The sequence below is a fragment of the Pandoraea soli genome (assembly GCF_902459595.1).
GTDB classification, from domain to species: Bacteria; Pseudomonadota; Gammaproteobacteria; order Burkholderiales; family Burkholderiaceae; genus Pandoraea; species Pandoraea cepalis.
Genome location: NZ_CABPSG010000002.1, coordinates 249,825 through 266,845, shown reverse-complemented (window position 1 = coordinate 266,845; position 17,021 = coordinate 249,825). Strand labels below are relative to the sequence as shown.

Sequence of the window (17,021 nt, the reverse complement as noted above, 5' to 3'; positions counted from 1 at the left end):
CCACGAACGGCGCCCTTCCTTCGGCCGACGCATGGCCGGCCACACCGCATGCCCGTCAGTTGTCGGGCGCGCGCGTACTCGTCGTCGACGACAACCAGGAAGACCGCATGCTGCTGATGGACTTCCTCAGCCAGCAGGGCTGTCGCGTCTACATCGCGCACGACGGTCGCGACGGCTATGCCAAGGCCCGCACCGTGCAGCCCGACTTGATCCTCATGGATATCCGCATGCCCGTGTGCGACGGGCTTGGCGCCTGCCGCCTGCTCAAGGCCGACCCCGGCGCCCGGCACATTCCGCTGATCTTCCTGACGGCGGCCGCCCTGCCCGGCGAACGTGTGGCGGGACTGACGGCCGGCGCGGTGGATTACGTCACCAAGCCTTACGATTTCGAAGAAGTGCGCCTGCGTCTGTCGATTCACCTGAAGACGACACCCGTTCCAGTGCCGAGCGCTGCCGACGACGGCGGCAAGCGCGCGCCGCTGCCCGTGCAGGCGCATACGCTCGACGCCGTGCTGTTTCGCGCCACGCGTGCGCTGCTGCTCGACCGTCTCGACACCACGCCCGAACTCACCGGCCTCGCCAGCGCGGTCGGCACCAACACGCGCCGACTCAACCTGGCGTTTCGACGGTGCGTCGGCGTGACCGTGTTCGACTTTCTGCGCGAGGAGCGCATGAAGGAAGCGCGCCGCTTGCTGTCGGAGACGTCGCTCGACGTGCAGCACATCGCGGCCGCCGTCGGATTCGCGAGCGCCGCCAATTTCGCGACCGCGTTTCGCGAGCGCTTCGGCATGCCACCCAGCGGCTTTCGCGAGCAGGCCGCGCAAATCCCGCACCTGTCGGACACCGCGGGGGCACCGCCCGCCCCATGAACGTCCTGCCCTTGAGCCTGCCGACGCACGGGCTGCGCCGGACAGTCGTCGTCTGGCTGTGCCTCACGGCTATCCTCGTCGCCCTGGTACTGCGCGCCAGTGCCAGCATGGCCGCACCGGCCACCGCTACGTCGAGCGCGCCCATCGATCTCGCGCACGCGGCGTCGCCGCTGGCGCTCGACACCCAATTGCGCTTGCTGGAAGACCCGTCCGGTCGCCTCGACGCCGTGCAAGCGCTGGCCGCTCCCGGTTGGCGACAGGTCGTCCCACGCATGCTCAATCCGGGCTATAGCCGCTCGGCGTTCTGGTTGAAGGGCAGTGTCGAGAATCTCGGCACGGCATCGGTTACGCGCTGGCTGAGCGTCGGCATCGTGCGGCTCGAAGACGTGCGTTATTACGCAATGCCGGCCGGCGGCCGTCAGCCGGAGATCCGATGGCGGGCCGGGCACACTGTCCCGCTCGACCGGCACCCGATCACGTCGGAGACCTCCGTCTTCCCCATCACGCTTGCGCCGGGCGAGCATCTGACATTCCTTGTGCGCGTCGAGTCGCGATCGTCGGTGAGCATGGTGCCGCAGCTCTGGCGGCCGGACGACTTTCGCTTGGCCGAATCGCGCAATGCGATGATCGCCATGCTGCTGGTGGGCTCCATGCTTTCCGTCGCGATGTACGCCCTCGTGCTCGGCATTGCGCGGCGCGATCCCGTGTTCGTACTGCTCGCGCTCACGACGATGACGCAGGTCGCGCAAGACATGGCGTTCCAGGGCTTCCTGTATCGCTATCTCCTGCCGCAAGGCGGTGAATGCGTCGTGCGGGCGCCGAGTTTCTTCTCGACGCTGACCGTGGCGTGCTTCAGCGCCATGGTGACCATTTTCGCCGGACTGAACCGCGTGCGGCTCTGGCGCTGGACGTATCGCGTCATGATCGGGCTCATGGCCGTCATGGCCGTCTGGGTCGCGCTTGGCGATCATCGGGCGGCGGCGTTCACGCACCTGCAACTGCTCATGGTCTTCAACGTCATCTGGGTCGCGTCGCTGGCAGACGGTTGGCGACGCGGCTTCGCCAACGCGCGGCTGTGCCTGCTGTCGTTCTCGCCGGGCTGCCTCGTGCTGTTCTGGCGGCTGGCGATCATCAACGGCCTGCTGCCGGAAGACTGGCTGGCCAACACCGCGATGGCGTGGAGCACGAACATCTCCGTGCTGCTCATGCTCACCATGCTCGTGGCGGGACGTTCGCGCGAACTCGTACGCGAACAGCGCACAGCGCAGCGCGAAGTGTTGCAGACGCGTCGTGAGGAGCAGGCGCGGCTCGCCAACGCCGTCGACGCACGCACGCGCGAGTTGCAGGCCGCCCTCATCGCCGCGGACGAAGCCAACAGCGCCAAGAGCGACTTCCTTGCACGCATCAGTCACGATCTGCGCACGCCGCTCACGTCCATCATCGGCTTTGCCGACCTGGTGCAGTCGGGCGGGCGCGAAGACGCCGACCGCGGACGCATCATCCGCCGCAGCGCGCATCACATGCTCGCCATGATCAACGACCTGATCGAGTATGCGAGCGGGGGCGCGGCCGACCCGCTGCACGTCGCGCCGGTCTACACCCATGCGTTCGTCGACGGCATGGCGCACGAGGGCATGAGTCTCGCCGGCAAGCACGGCAACGCCTTCCTGCTCGACGTGCGCGCGCCGCTGCCGCCGCTGCTCGCGTTCGACGCCAAGCGCGTGCGTCAGGTGCTCGGGAATCTGTTGGACAACGCGGCGAAGTACACCGCCAACGGAACGATCACCCTCTCGCTTTCAGCAACGCCGGACGCGACGCGCGCCGATCTCATGCAGGTCTGTTTCGGCGTCGAGGATTCCGGCTGCGGCATCGCCAAGGACGACCTGCCGCGCGTCTTCGAACCCTTCGCGAGACTCGACCGGGCGCGACGCCTGCCGGGCGTGGGCCTCGGGCTTGCCATCGTGCGGCAATGGGTCGAACGCATGGGTGGCACGATCACCGTCGACAGCACGCCCGATGTCGGTACACGCGTGGCGTTTACGTTGCCGTTGCGCGTGGCGCGCGAGGCCGATCTCGTGCCGCCGTGGCCCACCGGCGCGCCCCATACGCTGCCCCCGATCGACGGTCATGGGCGCCACGTCTGGCTCGCCGAAGATTCACCGGAGATCCGGCAATTCCTGCATGACGAACTCGCGAGCCTGGGTTTCACGGTGCGCACGTTTGGCGATGGCGTGACGCTCATCGCCGCGCTGGGCAATGCGCTTCAGACTACGCCGGACCTCGTGCTCACCGATCACATGATGCCCAACGCCGACGGGCTGGCCGTGGCGCGTGCCACGCGCCGACGCTGGCCCGACGTGCCCGTGCTCGCCGTTTCTGCCTCGCCGCAGATGGTTGAGGGCAGCGGCTACGACGCGTGCCTGCTCAAGCCCATCGAACTCGCCGACCTGCGCAACGCGCTCGCGCGCCTGCTCGGTCTGGCGCGGACCGATGCGCACGAAGACGGCGCGGACCCGGACGAGGCGAGCCCGAAGCGCGATACGTCCCGGGCGAGTCCGTCATGCGAGCATCTGCGCCAGGCCCGGCAGTTGATCGCGATGGGCGCCATGACCGATCTGATGGAATGGGCGCGCGAACTGAGCGATCACGTGCCGACGCTCGATGGCTTTGCGCGGCAGGTCCATCAACTCGCGCAGCGTGGCGATCTGGCCGGACTGACCGCGCTGTGCCGGGCCCCTGCGGCATCGCCATCCCACTAGGCGCCCGCCAAACGAAAACGGCACGCCCGAGGGCGTGCCGTGGTACCGAGTCGGAGAGCCGGTCCCTTTAGTCTTTGAGCGGCTGGTGTGCCGTCTCGCGCGCGGCCAGGAGCGCGATGGCCGTGGCGGCAAGCGCCACCGTGACGTACAGCGACACCGAGAGCGTCGTGCCGTATGTCTTGTACAGCGTCACGATGATGAGCGGTGCGAAGCCGCCCCCGAGAATCCCCGCGAGCGTATAGGCCAGTGACGAACCGGCGTAGCGCACTCGCGTCGGGAATTGCTCGGTGACGAAGGCCGCCTGCGGCCCGTACATGATCGCGTGAATCACCAATCCGATCATCACGGACAGCACGATCAGTGCCGGGTGGGACGTGTCGAGCAGCACGAAGAAGCCGTATGCCCAGATCGCCCCACACAGCACGCCAAAGCCATACACCGGGCGGCGACCCAGCTTATCGGACAGCGCGCCGAACAGAGGCACCGTCAGCGCGTTGCACGCCGTGCCGGCCAGCACGGCCGTGAGCGCGAGCGGACGCGAGAGGTGCAGCGTCCCCGTCACATACGTCAGCGTGAAGACGACCATCAGCGCGTAGAGCACGTCCGAGCCGATGCGCGAGCCGCCGGCCACCAGCAGGTTACGCCAGTGCGAGCGGAAGACTTCGGCAATCGGCATTTCCGCCTGGCGCGCCGAGTGCTGCATCGCTTCGAACATCGGCGTTTCCTCCACACCGCGACGCACCCACAGACCGAAGCCGACCAGCACGAGGCTCAGCACGAACGGCAGGCGCCAACCCCACGCGAGGAAATCGTCGGGTGAAATCGACAGCGTGATGAGCGCGATGAGGCCGGTCGCGATCAGCGTGCCGAACGATGGGCCGACTTGCGTCCAAGATGCATTCAAGCCGCGCTTGCGCTGATCGCCATGCTCGACCGACAGCAACACCGCACCCGCCCATTCGCCGCCGAGCGCCACGCCTTGCACGAAGCGCAGGGCGACGAGCAACACGGGGCTCCAGATACCGATCGACGCGTACGTCGGCAGCACGCCCATCAGGCCGGTCGTCAGGCCCATCACCACGAGCGTGAGCACCAGCACCGCGCGCCGTCCGATCTTGTCGCCAAGGTTGCCGAACACGAAGCCGCCAAGGGGCCGCGACACGTAGCCCACGGCATAGGTCGACAGGGCGAGAATGGTGCCGACCAGCGGGTCGACCGACGGGAAGAACAGATGATTGAACACCAGCGCGGCCAGCGTGTTGTAGACGGTGAAGTCGTACCACTCGAGCGTGGTGCCCACCATGCTGGCGGTCGCGAGCCGCCCTTTGTTCGCGCGCGCATGACCGATGGCGGCAGAGGTGGGGGAGGCGGCGGCGTCGGTTAGCCGAGCGTCGCGGGTGTCGGAATACGTTGTCATGGAGGGCTCCAGGGAGTCTGCGGGATTCACCGGACGGCCGGATCCCGCGAGAGGGTGGCGGGACGTCAGTCGTCGTTGGCGCCGAGACGCCACAACATGGCAAAGCGGGTGACTTCACCGGCCGGTACACCGTAGGCGGCGGCGAGCGTCAGCGCGGCGGTATGCACGGCGTCCGGGTCCGTGCCTTCAATCAGTACGACGGCATCGGCGGGCGGCAGCGGCGCGTCCTTGGCGGTGAGCGAGACGGACAGCGTCGGCACGGTGACCTGGAGCGTGGCGCGGACGATACCATCGCCCTGAGCGAGTTCGGTGAGCTGCGTGCCCAGCCGCGCATGTGCCTGGGCGACGACCGCCTCGCTCAGCACGAACATGGCCAGCATGCCGCCCTGGCCTTCGCCTGCCTCGACGTCGAGCGTGCCGACACGGCGCTGCGTGCCCTGCATGCGCGCGAAGTTGCGCAGCGACCATTCGGTCTGATGCTGGAAAGCCCGGGCGTAAGGTTCGCTGGTGAAGACGGCGGCGTCTTGCGTGCAGTAAAGCGCCAGATAGGGACGCGCGCAGTCGTGCAGGGCCTTGAAGCGACGAGCGAACTGGAAGCCCGGGATGGCCACACGCTCCTGCATGTGCTCGCGGTCGTACCAGCGGTTGAAGTCAGCGTCGAAGGCCGGATCGATATTCGTCCAGATGCAGAGTTGGGCGCGGGGAGCAGTCGCAGTCATGAGGCATTCCATCGGTTTCAACAATCGGGAGGCCGGCCAACACGCGATGCTCGCGGGTCGACCGTCTCGCCGAGTGTGCAAAACGGAGGAAAACGCGTCCAACAAGAAATCAAATTCGCCGCGACAGAAAATTCTTATGACCGATGTCGGGCGGTGGCGGCGCGGGGCTTGTGCGCGCTGGGCATGGCGAGGGTCAGGGCCGAGCGCCGAAGGCTCAGGATTCGGCGGCGCCCCAGGCCGGGGCGGTCATGGCGGCGGCGGGTGGGATGGCGATGTCCGGCCCCATGTTCAGGGCAAATTCGCTGGCCGTGCGTTGCGCGAGGCGCGCCACGTTTTCGGCGAGCAGTGCGCCCTGGCGGAACGACCCGACGAACGACAGATTGGGGAAATGGGCGTTCACGCGCAGCAGATGCAGGCTGTGCTCGCCCAGTTCGCGCTGAATGATGGCCGGCGGCAGCATCGCCACGCCGAAGCCGTCCACGACCAGCCGGATGATCGCCGCGACCGAGGTCATGCAGTTCACGCGCACGGGCCGCTCGGCCGCCACCGAGAACATGCGTTCAAGGGTCTTGTGCGGGCCGGAGTTGCGCGAAAAACTCACTAGCGGGTACGCCGCCAGATCGGCCACATCGAGCGTTTCGCCTTCGAGATTGAGCTTCGGGCTCGCCACCCAGCGCATCGGAAATTCGGCCAACGGCAAATTCTCGATACCGGCACCGTGCAGAACGTCGGTTTGCAACGCGAGGTCGAGCGTACCGGCTTCGAGTTGCTTGCAAAGTCGGATGGTCGTCTCGCTGGTGACTTCAATCTCGAGTTGCGGATATTCGTGGCGAATTCGCGCGGCCAGATCCGGAAACCAGCTATGCACGATCGACTCGACCACACCGATCTTGAGCACACCCGGTGGCATGTCGGGATCGGTCAACTCGCGTTTCATCTCCTGCCCGAGCATGACGATGCGCTCCGCATACGCCAGCGCCTTCTGCCCGGCCGCCGTGAGCGTGACCTCCCGGGCGCTGCGGTCGAACAGACGCACCCCGAAGCTCTGCTCCAGCGACGCGATCCGGCTCGACACGCCCGCCTGCGTGGTGTGCAGACGTGCGGCCGTCAAACGGAAATTACGCAGCTTGGCGAGCCAGACGAAGGTTTCGAGAAATCGCAGGTTCATGCGGTGTGATGGGCGGTAGTGAGTGCCGGGAGTCCCTGATTCTAGCGGGAACAGAAAACCGGCACCCGAAATGGCCTGGCATGCGACATCCGGGAAAGGTTGTTACGGCCGGGCGTTCCCGCCGTGTTTCGTTTCCGTAACGTTTTATGTCGGATGTCGGTGGCAAGCGTTGCCTCGCCCCTTACAAATCATGCACTTAATCGTCTCGATCGGCTTGGCACGAGATTTGCTGGATGTCTTGCAACGGCCCGTCGAGGCCGGAGGGCCGAATTTCTGGAGACTGTCATGGCCATCGCCCATTTCCACCGACCGCATCCGACCGTGGAGCTTGCTCGCTGCGTGTTCCGGCAGCATTACATACGCATCATGCAGGCCGATCGGCCCGGCAATTATGCGGTACTGGTCGATGTTTGGCCCATGGACGGCCGGACCTTCACCAGCATCGATCAGGCCAAGCACGCCGCCATGCTGTTCATCCGAGAGATGGAAAGCGAGTGAGTCCGCGTAAGCGATTCCGCGCCAGCGGCCTTGGCGCGGTCAACGAGACGAGATCTTCTGATGAAACAGCACGCCACCCGCCACAGCGCCGCCGAGCGCCACATCCTGTCCGCTATCCCGCGCTCGCCCCCCCGCCAGCCGGTCGTGCTGGATCCCGCGGGCGACCCTTATGCCCGTGTCGCGGTCGAGGCGTACGCCGAGGCCTGTGCCCATGAGCAGCCATGGCTGGCCGAAGCGCTGCAACGCCAATATCAACTGGCCGGCGGCACCCCGTCGAGCGCCGCCGCGCTCTGGCGCGCCTTTCACGAGGCGCAGCGGCTGGCCCGCGAAGGGCAGTCGTACGATGAAGCCGCCTGGACTCACGTGGCGCTGCATCTGTGCGGCGTGCTGGGGGCGATGAATTTGTAGTGCGCGGGACAAGCGTCGCGCGCGACGCGATTTCACGCGGAAGACGCAAAACCCGACTGTTGGGGACTGTTTCTGGCATACTTCTCGCTAATTTTTAGCGGATCCGTCCTCAGTACCCCATGCCCCTCACTTCGACGTTGCCGTCCTGCATTCGACGGCGTGCGGTTACATCGATTCTAGGTGCATTGCTTCTTCTCTTTCCCGCTGCGACGCTAGTCGTACCTCGCGGGGGAAACGTCGTGATGTTCCTTCTGCTTGCGTGCAGTCTTTACGTGCTTGTCGCCGGCGCGAGAACGCCATCGCCGAAGCCGTCGGTGACGGTTATGCCGCGTCACGCCTTGACTGCCCTCAACATTGCGCTTTGCCTGCCGTTTGCTGCAGTGATGTTCAGCGAGTTGATCCACGGGCATGTCGCAGGCAACACACTTGACTCGCCATCCCGGTTCCTGATTGCAATCGCGGTCATGTTCGCGTTGCGGCGCGTCAGCGAGAACCTACCGGCCTGGGTGTCGTTCGGCCTCCCCTTGGGGGCAGTTGCGGCAGCCGTAATGGCGTCCTATTCGGTCATCGAACTAGCGGCACGAGCAGAGAGCACATTCCTGAATCCGATTCATTTCGGTGACATCGCCTTGCTGCTGGGAGTGCTGTCAGCGCTCTCGATCAACTGGCTCAAGCGAGACCATGTGTTGGGGGTAATCGTCAAACTGGTAGGCGCCCTGGCCGGTGGTTATGCGTCGTGGGCCAGTCTGTCGCGGGGTGGCTGGATTGCGTTACCGGTGATGGTCATCCTGTGTATCTGGATCGGCGGCAAAGCGCTGAATCGCAGCGCTCGCGGGGCGGCAATCGTCGTGCTGTGTGCCGCCATCGTGTTGCCCATCGGCCTCTCGCAGACCGTTCGCACACGCATGTTCACGGATATTTCGCTCGATTTGTCGAACATGGCGAAGGGGCAACCCGATTCTTCGGTCGGCGTACGGCTGGAGCTATACAAGGCAGCCCTTATCCTCATTGGCCAAAACCCTGTCACGGGATTAGGCGCACACGGCTTCCACGACGCCATGTCACCAATGGCAGAAAAAGGCATCATCACGCCAACCGCCGCCGAGCTGGGACGTGGCGAAGTCCACAATCAGATTCTTGCCTACACGGTCGACTATGGCATCGGCGGCTTAATCGCCATGCTTGCCGTGTACTTCGTACCGGCCTGGTTCTTCATCCTCTGTATTCGCCGTGGAGACAAGCGAGCCCGCCGCACTGGCCTGCTCGGCCTGCTCACCGCCGTGGCGTTCTTCATCTTTGGGCTGACCGTGGAGACATTCAATCTCAGGGTCACGACCGCGTTTTACGCGACGATGCTGGCTGCATTCGCTGCCATTGCGTGCCCGGTGAGATCGGAACGCGCAGAGGCTACGGCCAGCTCACCGAAGCGCAAATAACCGCTCTCGCCCCCCATGCTAAGCATCCTGATCCCGACCTGGAACAACCTGCCGTTTCTCAAGCTGTGCATCGATAGCGTTCGCCGTCATTCCGGCGAGGCGCATGAAATCCTCGTGCACGTCAACGACGGGAGCGATGGCACGCTGGCATGGGTCCGCGAGCAGGGCTTGCGTCACACGCACAGCGTCGGCAACGTGGGCGTCTGCCTCGCGCTGAATCAGCTTGCGCCACTGGCCTCGCACGACCAGTTGCTCTTCCTGAACGACGACATGTTCGTCACCCCCGGCTGGGACACCGCGCTCATCGACGCCGCCCGCGCGCTCGACACGCCGATCTATTACCTCTCGTCGGTGATGATCGAACCGAACGCCGGCGTCAGCAAACAAGTGGTATCGCATGACTTCGGCACGGCCCCGCAGACGTTTGACGAAGCCGCCCTGCTGGCCTTCGCCGCCTCGCTGAACCGCAGCGACGTGAACGGGGTGCCGACGCAGCCCACGCTGGTGAGCCGCGGGCTATGGCATCTGGTCGGCGGCTACAGTATCGAATTCGGGCCGGGCATGAGCAGCGACGACGACTTCCTGATGAAGTTGTGGCTCGTGGGCTGCCGCACATTCCGCATCGTGGGCAAAAGCGTCGTGTATCACTTCGGCTGCCGCTCGACCGGACGTGTGGTGAAGAATCGCGGCAGTCGCGAGTTTCTGATGAAGTGGGGCATGACCCAGGCCGAGTTCAAGCGCGACTACCTCGATCTGGCCGGCACCCCGGCCGGTGCCGCGCTGCCTAACGTTCCCCGCCCCAGCGGCAAGAGCCGCATCAAGCGCGCGCTGCACGGCAGCAAGCCTTATCCGCTCGAAGATCTCGAACGCTGGGACCCCAACGTGCCCCAACATTTGACGCTGGACTGAGCGGCGCAGCCAACGCACTTCCGTCGGCCGACACGCGTCAGCCGCATGGCGTGAATCCTGCACGAATGGTCCGAAACGCCGAATGTCCGGCCATCAATGCCGAGGGTGACGAATTCTCGCCCACGCGTGCTCGACTCGCTGCACCGCGCGATGATTGGGGTGACGCGTCCACCACAGCCCCAACTCCCACACCATCCCGGCCAGCAGCACGATCACGGCCAGGGCACCGATCGTGTACCACATCTCACCAAAAGACGTTGTCATGACGGCCTCCCGAAAGGCATCACGGACGACCCGCGGCCGTCCGTGATTCCATTCTAGGCGACGTAACCCGGCTCGCCCGCCCGATCGACGCGACTTGAACTCGGCGTCGACCGTCCGGCGTGTCAGAGCTGGCCCATTGCCAGTTGCACCGCGAGGCTGCTCACCGAGACGGCGGCCCATACGCCCAGCCCCAGCAGGATGGGACGTACGCCGGTCGATGCCATGCGACGCAGGTTCGATGACAGGCCAATGGCCGTAAGGGCGACGATGATCAGGAATTCGGCCGCGTCGTGAATCCAGGGTTGCAGCCCGGCCGGCACAAACCCTGCCGTGCGCGCTCCCGAGGCGATCAGGAATCCGAGGATGAACCACGGGAAGATGCGGGCGAGGCTGAAGTTGGCGGCCCCGGCACGCTTGGCGCGGTACGCCACAATCGCTGCCAGCACGAGGCAGATGGGGATGATCAGCGTGGCACGCGTGAGCTTGACGATGGTCGCGTAATCGCCTGCGGTCTTGCTGTAGCTGTACCCGGCAGCGACCACCGACGAGGTATCGTTGATCGCCGTACCCGCCCACATGCCGAAGCCCAGATCGGACAGATGCAGCAGATGACCGAGCGTCGGGAACAGCACCACGGCCGCGATATTGAACAGGAAAATGGTCGAGATCGCGAACGCCGTTTCGTGGTCGTCCGGCTTGATGATGGGGGTGACGGCTGCAATAGCCGATCCGCCGCAGATCGCCGTGCCGATGCCGATGAGCAGCTTGAGCTTGCCGCCCACACCCAGTGCGCGGCCCAGCGCCCAGGCCGACAGGCCGGCGGCGGTGACCGTCACGGCCGTGACGGCCAGGGACTCCAGCCCCGTGTGCGCCACTTGCGACAGGCTCAGGCCGAAGCCGAGGGCGATGATCGACCACTGGAGCACATACTTCGAAGCGAACCGAATGCCCGCTTCGTAGCGCGCACCGGGTGAGAACACATTGCGAACGACGATACCGAGCAGAATGCCGAACACGGGGCCGCCGACCAGCGGCATCTGACGCCCCAGCAACAGCGCGACAAATGCAATGACGGTCGAGAGAATCAGGCCTGCCCACGGATTTTGACGGTCCGGCACCAGCGCGTTGGGACGGCTGGCCATGGGGGGGGGAGTCGTATCGGTTTTTGTTGTCATCGCAGCCTCACTTCTGGAATGACTACAAGTCTACGAACGCCGATTAAATAATAAAAATCGTTATATCAAATACGAATTATCCGAAATTGCGATAATTCGCGACTTCACACGTCATGTCCCGAGTCAATGGCTGTTTTCGCCTGCGTTAGCGCCTGCGTTTGCGCATGACATCCCGAGCCAACCCCTCCCGTGGAACGCTACACTCTCCGACACCACCGAGAAGCGCCGATCAGCCCCCTACCCCGGAGACCGAGCCCCATGTCGCAAGCTGCCGACACCCCTGCCCGCCGTGCGCAGTGGTATTTCGATTTCGCCTCCCCTTTCTCGTACTTGCAATTCGAGCGGTTCGACTCGCTGCCGCGCTCGCTCGACATCGACCTCAAGCCGATCGTGCTCGGCGCGATCCTTGCGCATCTGCAAACGCAGGGGCCGGCAGAGACACCGCACAAACGCCTCTTCACCTATCGCATGGCGCAGTTCCGTGCCGAGCAAGACGGTATTGCCTACCGAATGCCGCCCGTACACCCGTTTCATCCGATTCGCGTGCTGCGCCTGGCGATAGCGCTCGGCGCGACCCATGACGTGGTGGGTACGATCTACCGTTTCATCTGGGCGGAGGGGCGCGACGTTACCGACGCGCAGGGCTGGCAGGATCTGAGCGAACGCCTCGGACTACGCGCAGACGAGGCCGTCGCCCTGACGGAAACTCCGGCGGTCAAGGCCGCCTTGCGCGCAAACACCGAAGCCGCGATTGCCGCCGGGGTGTTTGGCGTGCCGACGTTCGCGTTCGACGGGGTGCTGTACTGGGGAGACGACGCGACCGCGCTGCTCCGCCATTGCCTTGCTCATCCGGAGTGGTTGCATTCGCCCGATGTCGAGCGCTTGCAACAAATCACGATCGGGGTAAGGCGTGAGGGCTGACAACGCGGAGTCTCGCGCTCACTTCGCCCCGCCGAGGAGCAGCGGCAACGGCACAGCGTCGGCCATCGCAGCGTAGCCTGCATCGCTCGGGTGGGTGCCGTCGCCGCTATCGAGACGCGGCAGCAAGCGCGTCGGCTGGGCAGGATCGCGCAGCGCGGCGTCGAAATCGATGACGCCATCAAAGGCCCCGCTCGTTCGCACCCATTGGTTGACGGCGTCACGCACCGCCTCGCGCTCGGGCGGTAATTTGCCCGGCGGGATGGTCGTGCCGAGAATGCGCACGTTGCGCGAGCGCGCGGCGGCGATCAGCGATTGATACCCGGCGATCATCTCGGGCGCGGTCACGATCGCATGCGGCACGTCGCAGTCGAGTCGCGCGTGGGGCGGCACGTAACCGAAATTGATGTCGTTGATCCCGATTTGCACGACGACGGTTCGCACGCCGGGCTGTTCCAGCGCGTCGCGCCGAAAGCGGGCGACGAGCCGCTCGCCGTAGCAGGCCGAATCGTGCAACAGACGATTGCCGCTGATGCCAAGATTGAGTACGGCAATATCACGTCGTCCGGCATTTTCCAGCCGTCTCGCCAGCCCATCCGGCCAACGCCGGTTGGCATTCAACGTGCTGCGCATGCCGTCCGTGATCGAGTCGCCGATGGCGACGATCGCTTGCGCAGGACGCTCCGGCACCACGCTGACGCCGGCCAGCCAAAGTGTATTCGTGAAGCGCGTGGGATAAGCCGACGCCTGTGCGGCATCGACAAAGTCACCGGCGCCACTCAGGAATGCCGTCTCTTGCGCAATCTTGTGCCACGTCGTCGGGGGCTTGGCTTCGCGCGTGAACAGGCTGACAGCGAGCGGCGTCCCGGCGCGAACCGCGAACGGCAGAGGATCGCTCTCGAGGAAAGCGCCCGGTGCGATCCGCGCCGTCGGCTGAGCGCCGAACGTCATCGTGCGCAAGCTGGCGGCATCGACAGTCGCACCACGCAGCGACACGGCGAGGCTCGCCCGCTCGATCACCAGCGGCTGCGTGCCGTAAGCGTTGGAGAAGCGCACGCGGACGTCGTTGCCGGAGAGTGTCGGATAGACAATCTGACGCACAGTGCGCCCGCCCACGGCCGGTGCCCGGTTGAACGACGGCGCCGCCGGATGTTGCGCCACCGCTTGCGGTGCCGTCGCCCACACGCCGACGCGTGCGTTCTGCGCGAAGGCCGTCGTCGCCGCAGCCGACGCCACGACGGCGAGCAGCGCACAGATCAGAGCAAAAGGTAGCGCACGAGGCATTTGGGGCATACCGTCGGCAGAGGAAGACCGGGGAATCAGAAACGTCGGAAGCATCGGGACAACGTGGGCAGTTCAGCCGGAATCGCCCGGCGGCAGCCGTCATTGTGCCTGATTGTGGTCGTTGGCAAAGGTGGCCGTAGCTACCGAGGGTACCGCGGCACCCTCGGGTTTGGCAGAACGAAACGGGATGCGTCGTCGCTCAGCGCGTAGAGATCACGATCGCAACGCGCCGGTTCTGGGCGCGACCGGTCGCCGTGCTGTTATCCGCAACGGGATTGCGCTTGCCGGCCCCGATCGTCTGGATGGCCGCACGCTGCATGCCTGCTTCGACCAGCACGTCGGCCACTGCGTCGGCGCGGCGAGCCGAAAGCTGCTCGTTGTAGGTATCGCTGCCCAATGAATCGGTATAACCATAGACGTTCACGCTGTTCAGGCCAACCTTCAGGAGCGTGCGGCCGATGCGAGCCACCGTCTGGCGCGCCGCATCGTGAATCACAAACTCGTCGGTATCGAACAGCACCTTGTCGGACAAACCGAACTCCCAACCGTCTTCAGTTTGCGTAAAGCCTTCAGATTTCAGCGCCGCGACCTGCTCGGCCGTCAGGCCGTGCACGGGCGTGGTCTGGCAGCCCGCCAGGGCGGCAAATCCCACCAGGCACACCAGCCCCATCAGCCTGCGAGCCAGCACCTTCCATCGAGCGAGGGCGCGAGCGCCATGGGCCACCATTGCGCGGCGCGAAAGGTCGGAATGCGAGTCGTGCGTGTCGTGCGTTTCAACAGCGAAGTCCAAAGCAGATCCCCATAGCAGTGTGTCATCCGGTCGTCAATTATGGTTATGGTGTTCATCCAGCATGGAGCCATTCACGTTGGTTCACCCTTTGGGACTACCCGCCACAAACCAGGTGCCGACGCCAGCACGTTTGGCCTGATACATGGCCGCGTCCGCCGTGCGCAGCAGCGCGGCGGCGTCCTCGGCGTGGGTCGGGTACAACGCGACACCGATACTCATCGACGTGACGATTTCGCTGCCATCCGGCAGCACAATCGGCTTTTCCATCGCCACGAGCAGGCTCTGCGCGAGGCGCACGGCGTTCGACGTCTGTCGCACGCCAACGAGCATGACGGCGAACTCATCGCCGCCCAGACGCGCCACCAGGTCCCCCTCGCGCAGCGGTTGGCGCAGTCGCTCGGCAAGGGTTACCAGCACCGCGTCACCCACACCATGACCCCGTTGGTCGTTGATTTCCTTGAAGCGGTCGCTGTCGAGATAGAGCAGCGCGACATGCGTGCCCATTTCGCGCGCGTCGGCAAGTGCCTGCGTAAGGCGCGATTCGAAATACGCCCGGTTCGGCAGCCCCGTCAGCCGATCGTGATTGGCCTGATGCGCGAGCGTGGCATTCTGCGCGCGCAAGTGATTCTGCCACCCCTCGAATTCGTCGAGCAATGCGTTGAAGTCATCGCCAAGTTCCTTCAGTTCGGCCAGTGGCGTCGCCGCCACACGCTGATGGAACGCGCGCTCCCGGCGCACCGCGTGGGCCACTTCCGCCAGTGCCCGCAACGGTTTGACAATATCGCGATGCATTCGTTTGGCCAGCACGTTCGCCACGGCGAACGTCACTAACAGGCAGGCGAGCACGCCGCCCACCCCGCTTAGCAGGAACAGGAAGAACTGATGCCCCTGCCCCTGCACATCGATACTGCCGACAACCTTTCCGTCATGACGAATCGGCATTGTCACGGGTCCGGGCATCGCGACGTTCGCGATCGCACGCTCGACCTGTGCCAGGGCGCCGCCGTCGGGACGACGCCACTGCGCGAACTGCGCATTGTTCGCATCGAACACGCGCACCTGAACAAGGTCCTCATCGTTCGCGATGAGCGCAATCGCTTCCTGAGCCGCCACGCGGTCGCCAAACACGACGGCGGCCTCCGTGGTGTAGGCAAGCGAGCGCCCGATCAGCAGCAGATTGTTCTCGGCATACGCGCGCAGGGCGATCCACGCCACCAGCGACAGCGAGACCGCGGCGAGCACAACGGCGGACACGGCCAGGCGCAAGTGGGTACGGCGCAGCATGCCCTGCAACGACGGCCGACGACCGCGCGCCGGGTCTGGGGTCGCGGCGTGCATGGTCGCCAGCGGCGGCTCACGTTCGCCTTCGGCCGACGCATCGGCAGGCAGCAGGCCGGCGACAGACGAAGCGCCGGGAGGCATGGGCGGGGTTGAAGGACGATGGGACGTCATGGTGTCCCCGGCTTCCGTGCCAGCTTCAGCACGTTGGGGTGGACACGGACGCCACTACGCGCAACGGTGTCGAGGTTGATGTCGAACGTCACTCGTTCCGAATCGACGTTCAGGCAGAACATGACCCCGAGCGTGCACGAGTCGTTCCGCTCGCTGATCGTCAGGATGGGGTGACCGGCGAGGTTCGCCAGCAATTGCCGACGCTCACTGTCGCTCACGGCACCGAGGTACAACGCGTCGCACAACGAACCAATGGCGGGCTCCGTCACCGCAACACGCTTCGCCTCGACCGGCAAGCCCAGGGTGGGCAACGGTCCAGCGAGCAACTCGTGCGCGTAGTCGGTGTTGCCGACCACGCACAGTCGCACCTTGGCGGGGTCCGTCGGCCAGCGGGTGAAACTGATGATGCCGAGCACCACCTGCCGCACGTTGGCATCCCGCACGTTGGGTGCAGTGGCGGCCTCCGGCGTCTGCGCGAACGCGCTGCCGAACGTGGCCCAGCACACGAACCACAGGAAACACGCCAGGGGCGCGCGCAGACGAAATGCCATCCGACGCTCTCGCCAGAGGCCCCGGGTCATACCGCTCGTCCATGTCCAGGCGTTATGCAACGCTATCTTCCTTTTGCCGAATGTCGGTGGTGGCGGGCACGTCACGCGAGGCTTGACCGGCGTGCTGCGCAAACCCGCGTGAATCAGGCCGCATCATACCGAAGGGATCGCGCTCGGGCCATAGGAATGCCGCGCTCGCCCCCCGACGCGGCCGGCGTTTTGCCGTCGCTGGCCGCCGCGATTCAAGGCGCGCCTGCGGCGGATCGCAGCCCACAGCATGCGCGTGCCCACGCATTTTCGGAACCCCCATCGCCCCCGCGTTTTCCCTTGCCCGCGCGCGCTTTCCTCATGGCAGAATGGTACGCACAACCATTTGAAAAACAAAAGAAATTTGGCGATCCGAT

The 17,021-nt window shown here is 65.2% G+C and carries 16 protein-coding genes; 7 read left to right on the top strand and 9 right to left on the bottom strand.

What is annotated here, in order from left to right; translation table 11 throughout:
* Positions 1–107: 107 nt before the first annotated feature.
* Together PSO31014_RS05180 and PSO31014_RS05175 are read left to right on the top strand one after the other, a co-directional pair.
* Entirely contained in the window at positions 108–869 is a 762-nt protein-coding gene (locus PSO31014_RS05180) for a response regulator transcription factor (protein WP_246176384.1), read from the top strand.
* Positions 866–3,628 (top strand): ATP-binding protein, encoded by a 2,763-nt coding sequence (locus PSO31014_RS05175; RefSeq protein ID WP_150550635.1) that lies wholly within the window; start codon positions 866–868, stop codon positions 3,626–3,628. The genes PSO31014_RS05180 and PSO31014_RS05175 overlap by 4 nt, the downstream gene beginning before the upstream one ends.
* A 67-nt stretch (positions 3,629–3,695) precedes the next feature.
* On the opposite strand, the gene PSO31014_RS05170 is transcribed toward PSO31014_RS05175, so the two are convergent.
* The 3 genes from PSO31014_RS05170 to PSO31014_RS05160 all read right to left on the bottom strand — a co-directional run bounded on the left by PSO31014_RS05170 (position 3,696) and on the right by PSO31014_RS05160 (position 6,932).
* The gene (locus tag PSO31014_RS05170; RefSeq protein ID WP_246176245.1) at positions 3,696–5,045 is read right to left on the bottom strand and encodes an MFS transporter; all 1,350 of its coding nucleotides are present in this window, start codon (positions 5,043–5,045) and stop codon (positions 3,696–3,698) included.
* A gap of 65 nt (positions 5,046–5,110) precedes the next feature.
* Positions 5,111–5,764 (bottom strand): DUF4286 family protein, encoded by a 654-nt coding sequence (locus tag PSO31014_RS05165; protein WP_150550634.1) that lies wholly within the window; start codon positions 5,762–5,764, stop codon positions 5,111–5,113.
* Between the two features lie 214 nt (positions 5,765–5,978).
* The gene (locus PSO31014_RS05160) at positions 5,979–6,932 is read right to left on the bottom strand and encodes a LysR family transcriptional regulator (protein WP_150550633.1); all 954 of its coding nucleotides are present in this window, start codon (positions 6,930–6,932) and stop codon (positions 5,979–5,981) included.
* Positions 6,933–7,217: 285 nt separating this feature from the next.
* Between PSO31014_RS05160 and PSO31014_RS05155 the strand changes: the two genes are divergently transcribed.
* The 4 genes from PSO31014_RS05155 to PSO31014_RS05140 all read left to right on the top strand — a co-directional run bounded on the left by PSO31014_RS05155 (position 7,218) and on the right by PSO31014_RS05140 (position 10,183).
* Positions 7,218–7,430 carry a hypothetical protein gene (locus PSO31014_RS05155; RefSeq protein WP_150550632.1) on the top strand — a complete coding sequence of 71 codons (213 nt, stop codon included), beginning with the start codon at positions 7,218–7,220 and terminating at the stop codon, positions 7,428–7,430.
* A gap of 60 nt (positions 7,431–7,490) precedes the next feature.
* The gene (locus PSO31014_RS05150) at positions 7,491–7,838 is read left to right on the top strand and encodes a hypothetical protein (RefSeq protein ID WP_150550631.1); all 348 of its coding nucleotides are present in this window, start codon (positions 7,491–7,493) and stop codon (positions 7,836–7,838) included.
* A 242-nt stretch (positions 7,839–8,080) separates the two neighbouring features.
* Positions 8,081–9,274 carry an O-antigen ligase family protein gene (locus tag PSO31014_RS05145; protein WP_174976401.1) on the top strand — a complete coding sequence of 398 codons (1,194 nt, stop codon included), beginning with the start codon at positions 8,081–8,083 and terminating at the stop codon, positions 9,272–9,274.
* Positions 9,275–9,289: 15 nt separating this feature from the next.
* Positions 9,290–10,183 (top strand): glycosyltransferase family 2 protein, encoded by an 894-nt coding sequence (locus PSO31014_RS05140; RefSeq protein WP_150550629.1) that lies wholly within the window; start codon positions 9,290–9,292, stop codon positions 10,181–10,183.
* A 93-nt stretch (positions 10,184–10,276) separates the two neighbouring features.
* Here PSO31014_RS05140 and PSO31014_RS22350 read toward each other — a convergent pair whose 3' ends face one another.
* Positions 10,277–10,447, bottom strand: a complete 171-nt coding sequence (locus PSO31014_RS22350; protein WP_157211307.1) for a hypothetical protein — start codon at positions 10,445–10,447, stop codon at positions 10,277–10,279.
* A gap of 122 nt (positions 10,448–10,569) precedes the next feature.
* Positions 10,570–11,589, bottom strand: a complete 1,020-nt coding sequence (locus PSO31014_RS05135) for a YeiH family protein (RefSeq protein ID WP_150550628.1) — start codon at positions 11,587–11,589, stop codon at positions 10,570–10,572.
* A gap of 291 nt (positions 11,590–11,880) precedes the next feature.
* Between PSO31014_RS05135 and PSO31014_RS05130 the strand changes: the two genes are divergently transcribed.
* Positions 11,881–12,543 carry a 2-hydroxychromene-2-carboxylate isomerase gene (locus PSO31014_RS05130; protein WP_150550627.1) on the top strand — a complete coding sequence of 221 codons (663 nt, stop codon included), beginning with the start codon at positions 11,881–11,883 and terminating at the stop codon, positions 12,541–12,543.
* Between the two features lie 18 nt (positions 12,544–12,561).
* On the opposite strand, the gene PSO31014_RS05125 is transcribed toward PSO31014_RS05130, so the two are convergent.
* The 4 genes from PSO31014_RS05125 to yfiR form a co-directional block, all read right to left on the bottom strand.
* Positions 12,562–13,833: an SGNH/GDSL hydrolase family protein gene (locus PSO31014_RS05125; RefSeq protein ID WP_150550626.1), complete on the bottom strand. Its 1,272-nt coding sequence runs from the start codon at positions 13,831–13,833 to the stop codon at positions 12,562–12,564.
* A gap of 190 nt (positions 13,834–14,023) precedes the next feature.
* Positions 14,024–14,614: an outer membrane lipoprotein YfiB gene (gene yfiB / locus PSO31014_RS05120; protein ID WP_246176243.1), complete on the bottom strand. Its 591-nt coding sequence runs from the start codon at positions 14,612–14,614 to the stop codon at positions 14,024–14,026.
* 81 nt (positions 14,615–14,695) lie between these two features.
* Positions 14,696–15,952 (bottom strand): diguanylate cyclase DgcN/YfiN, encoded by a 1,257-nt coding sequence (gene dgcN / locus PSO31014_RS05115; RefSeq protein ID WP_150550846.1) that lies wholly within the window; start codon positions 15,950–15,952, stop codon positions 14,696–14,698.
* A 110-nt stretch (positions 15,953–16,062) separates the two neighbouring features.
* Positions 16,063–16,617 carry a regulatory sequestration protein YfiR gene (gene yfiR, locus PSO31014_RS05110; RefSeq protein WP_150550625.1) on the bottom strand — a complete coding sequence of 185 codons (555 nt, stop codon included), beginning with the start codon at positions 16,615–16,617 and terminating at the stop codon, positions 16,063–16,065.
* Positions 16,618–17,021: the final 404 nt, after the last annotated feature.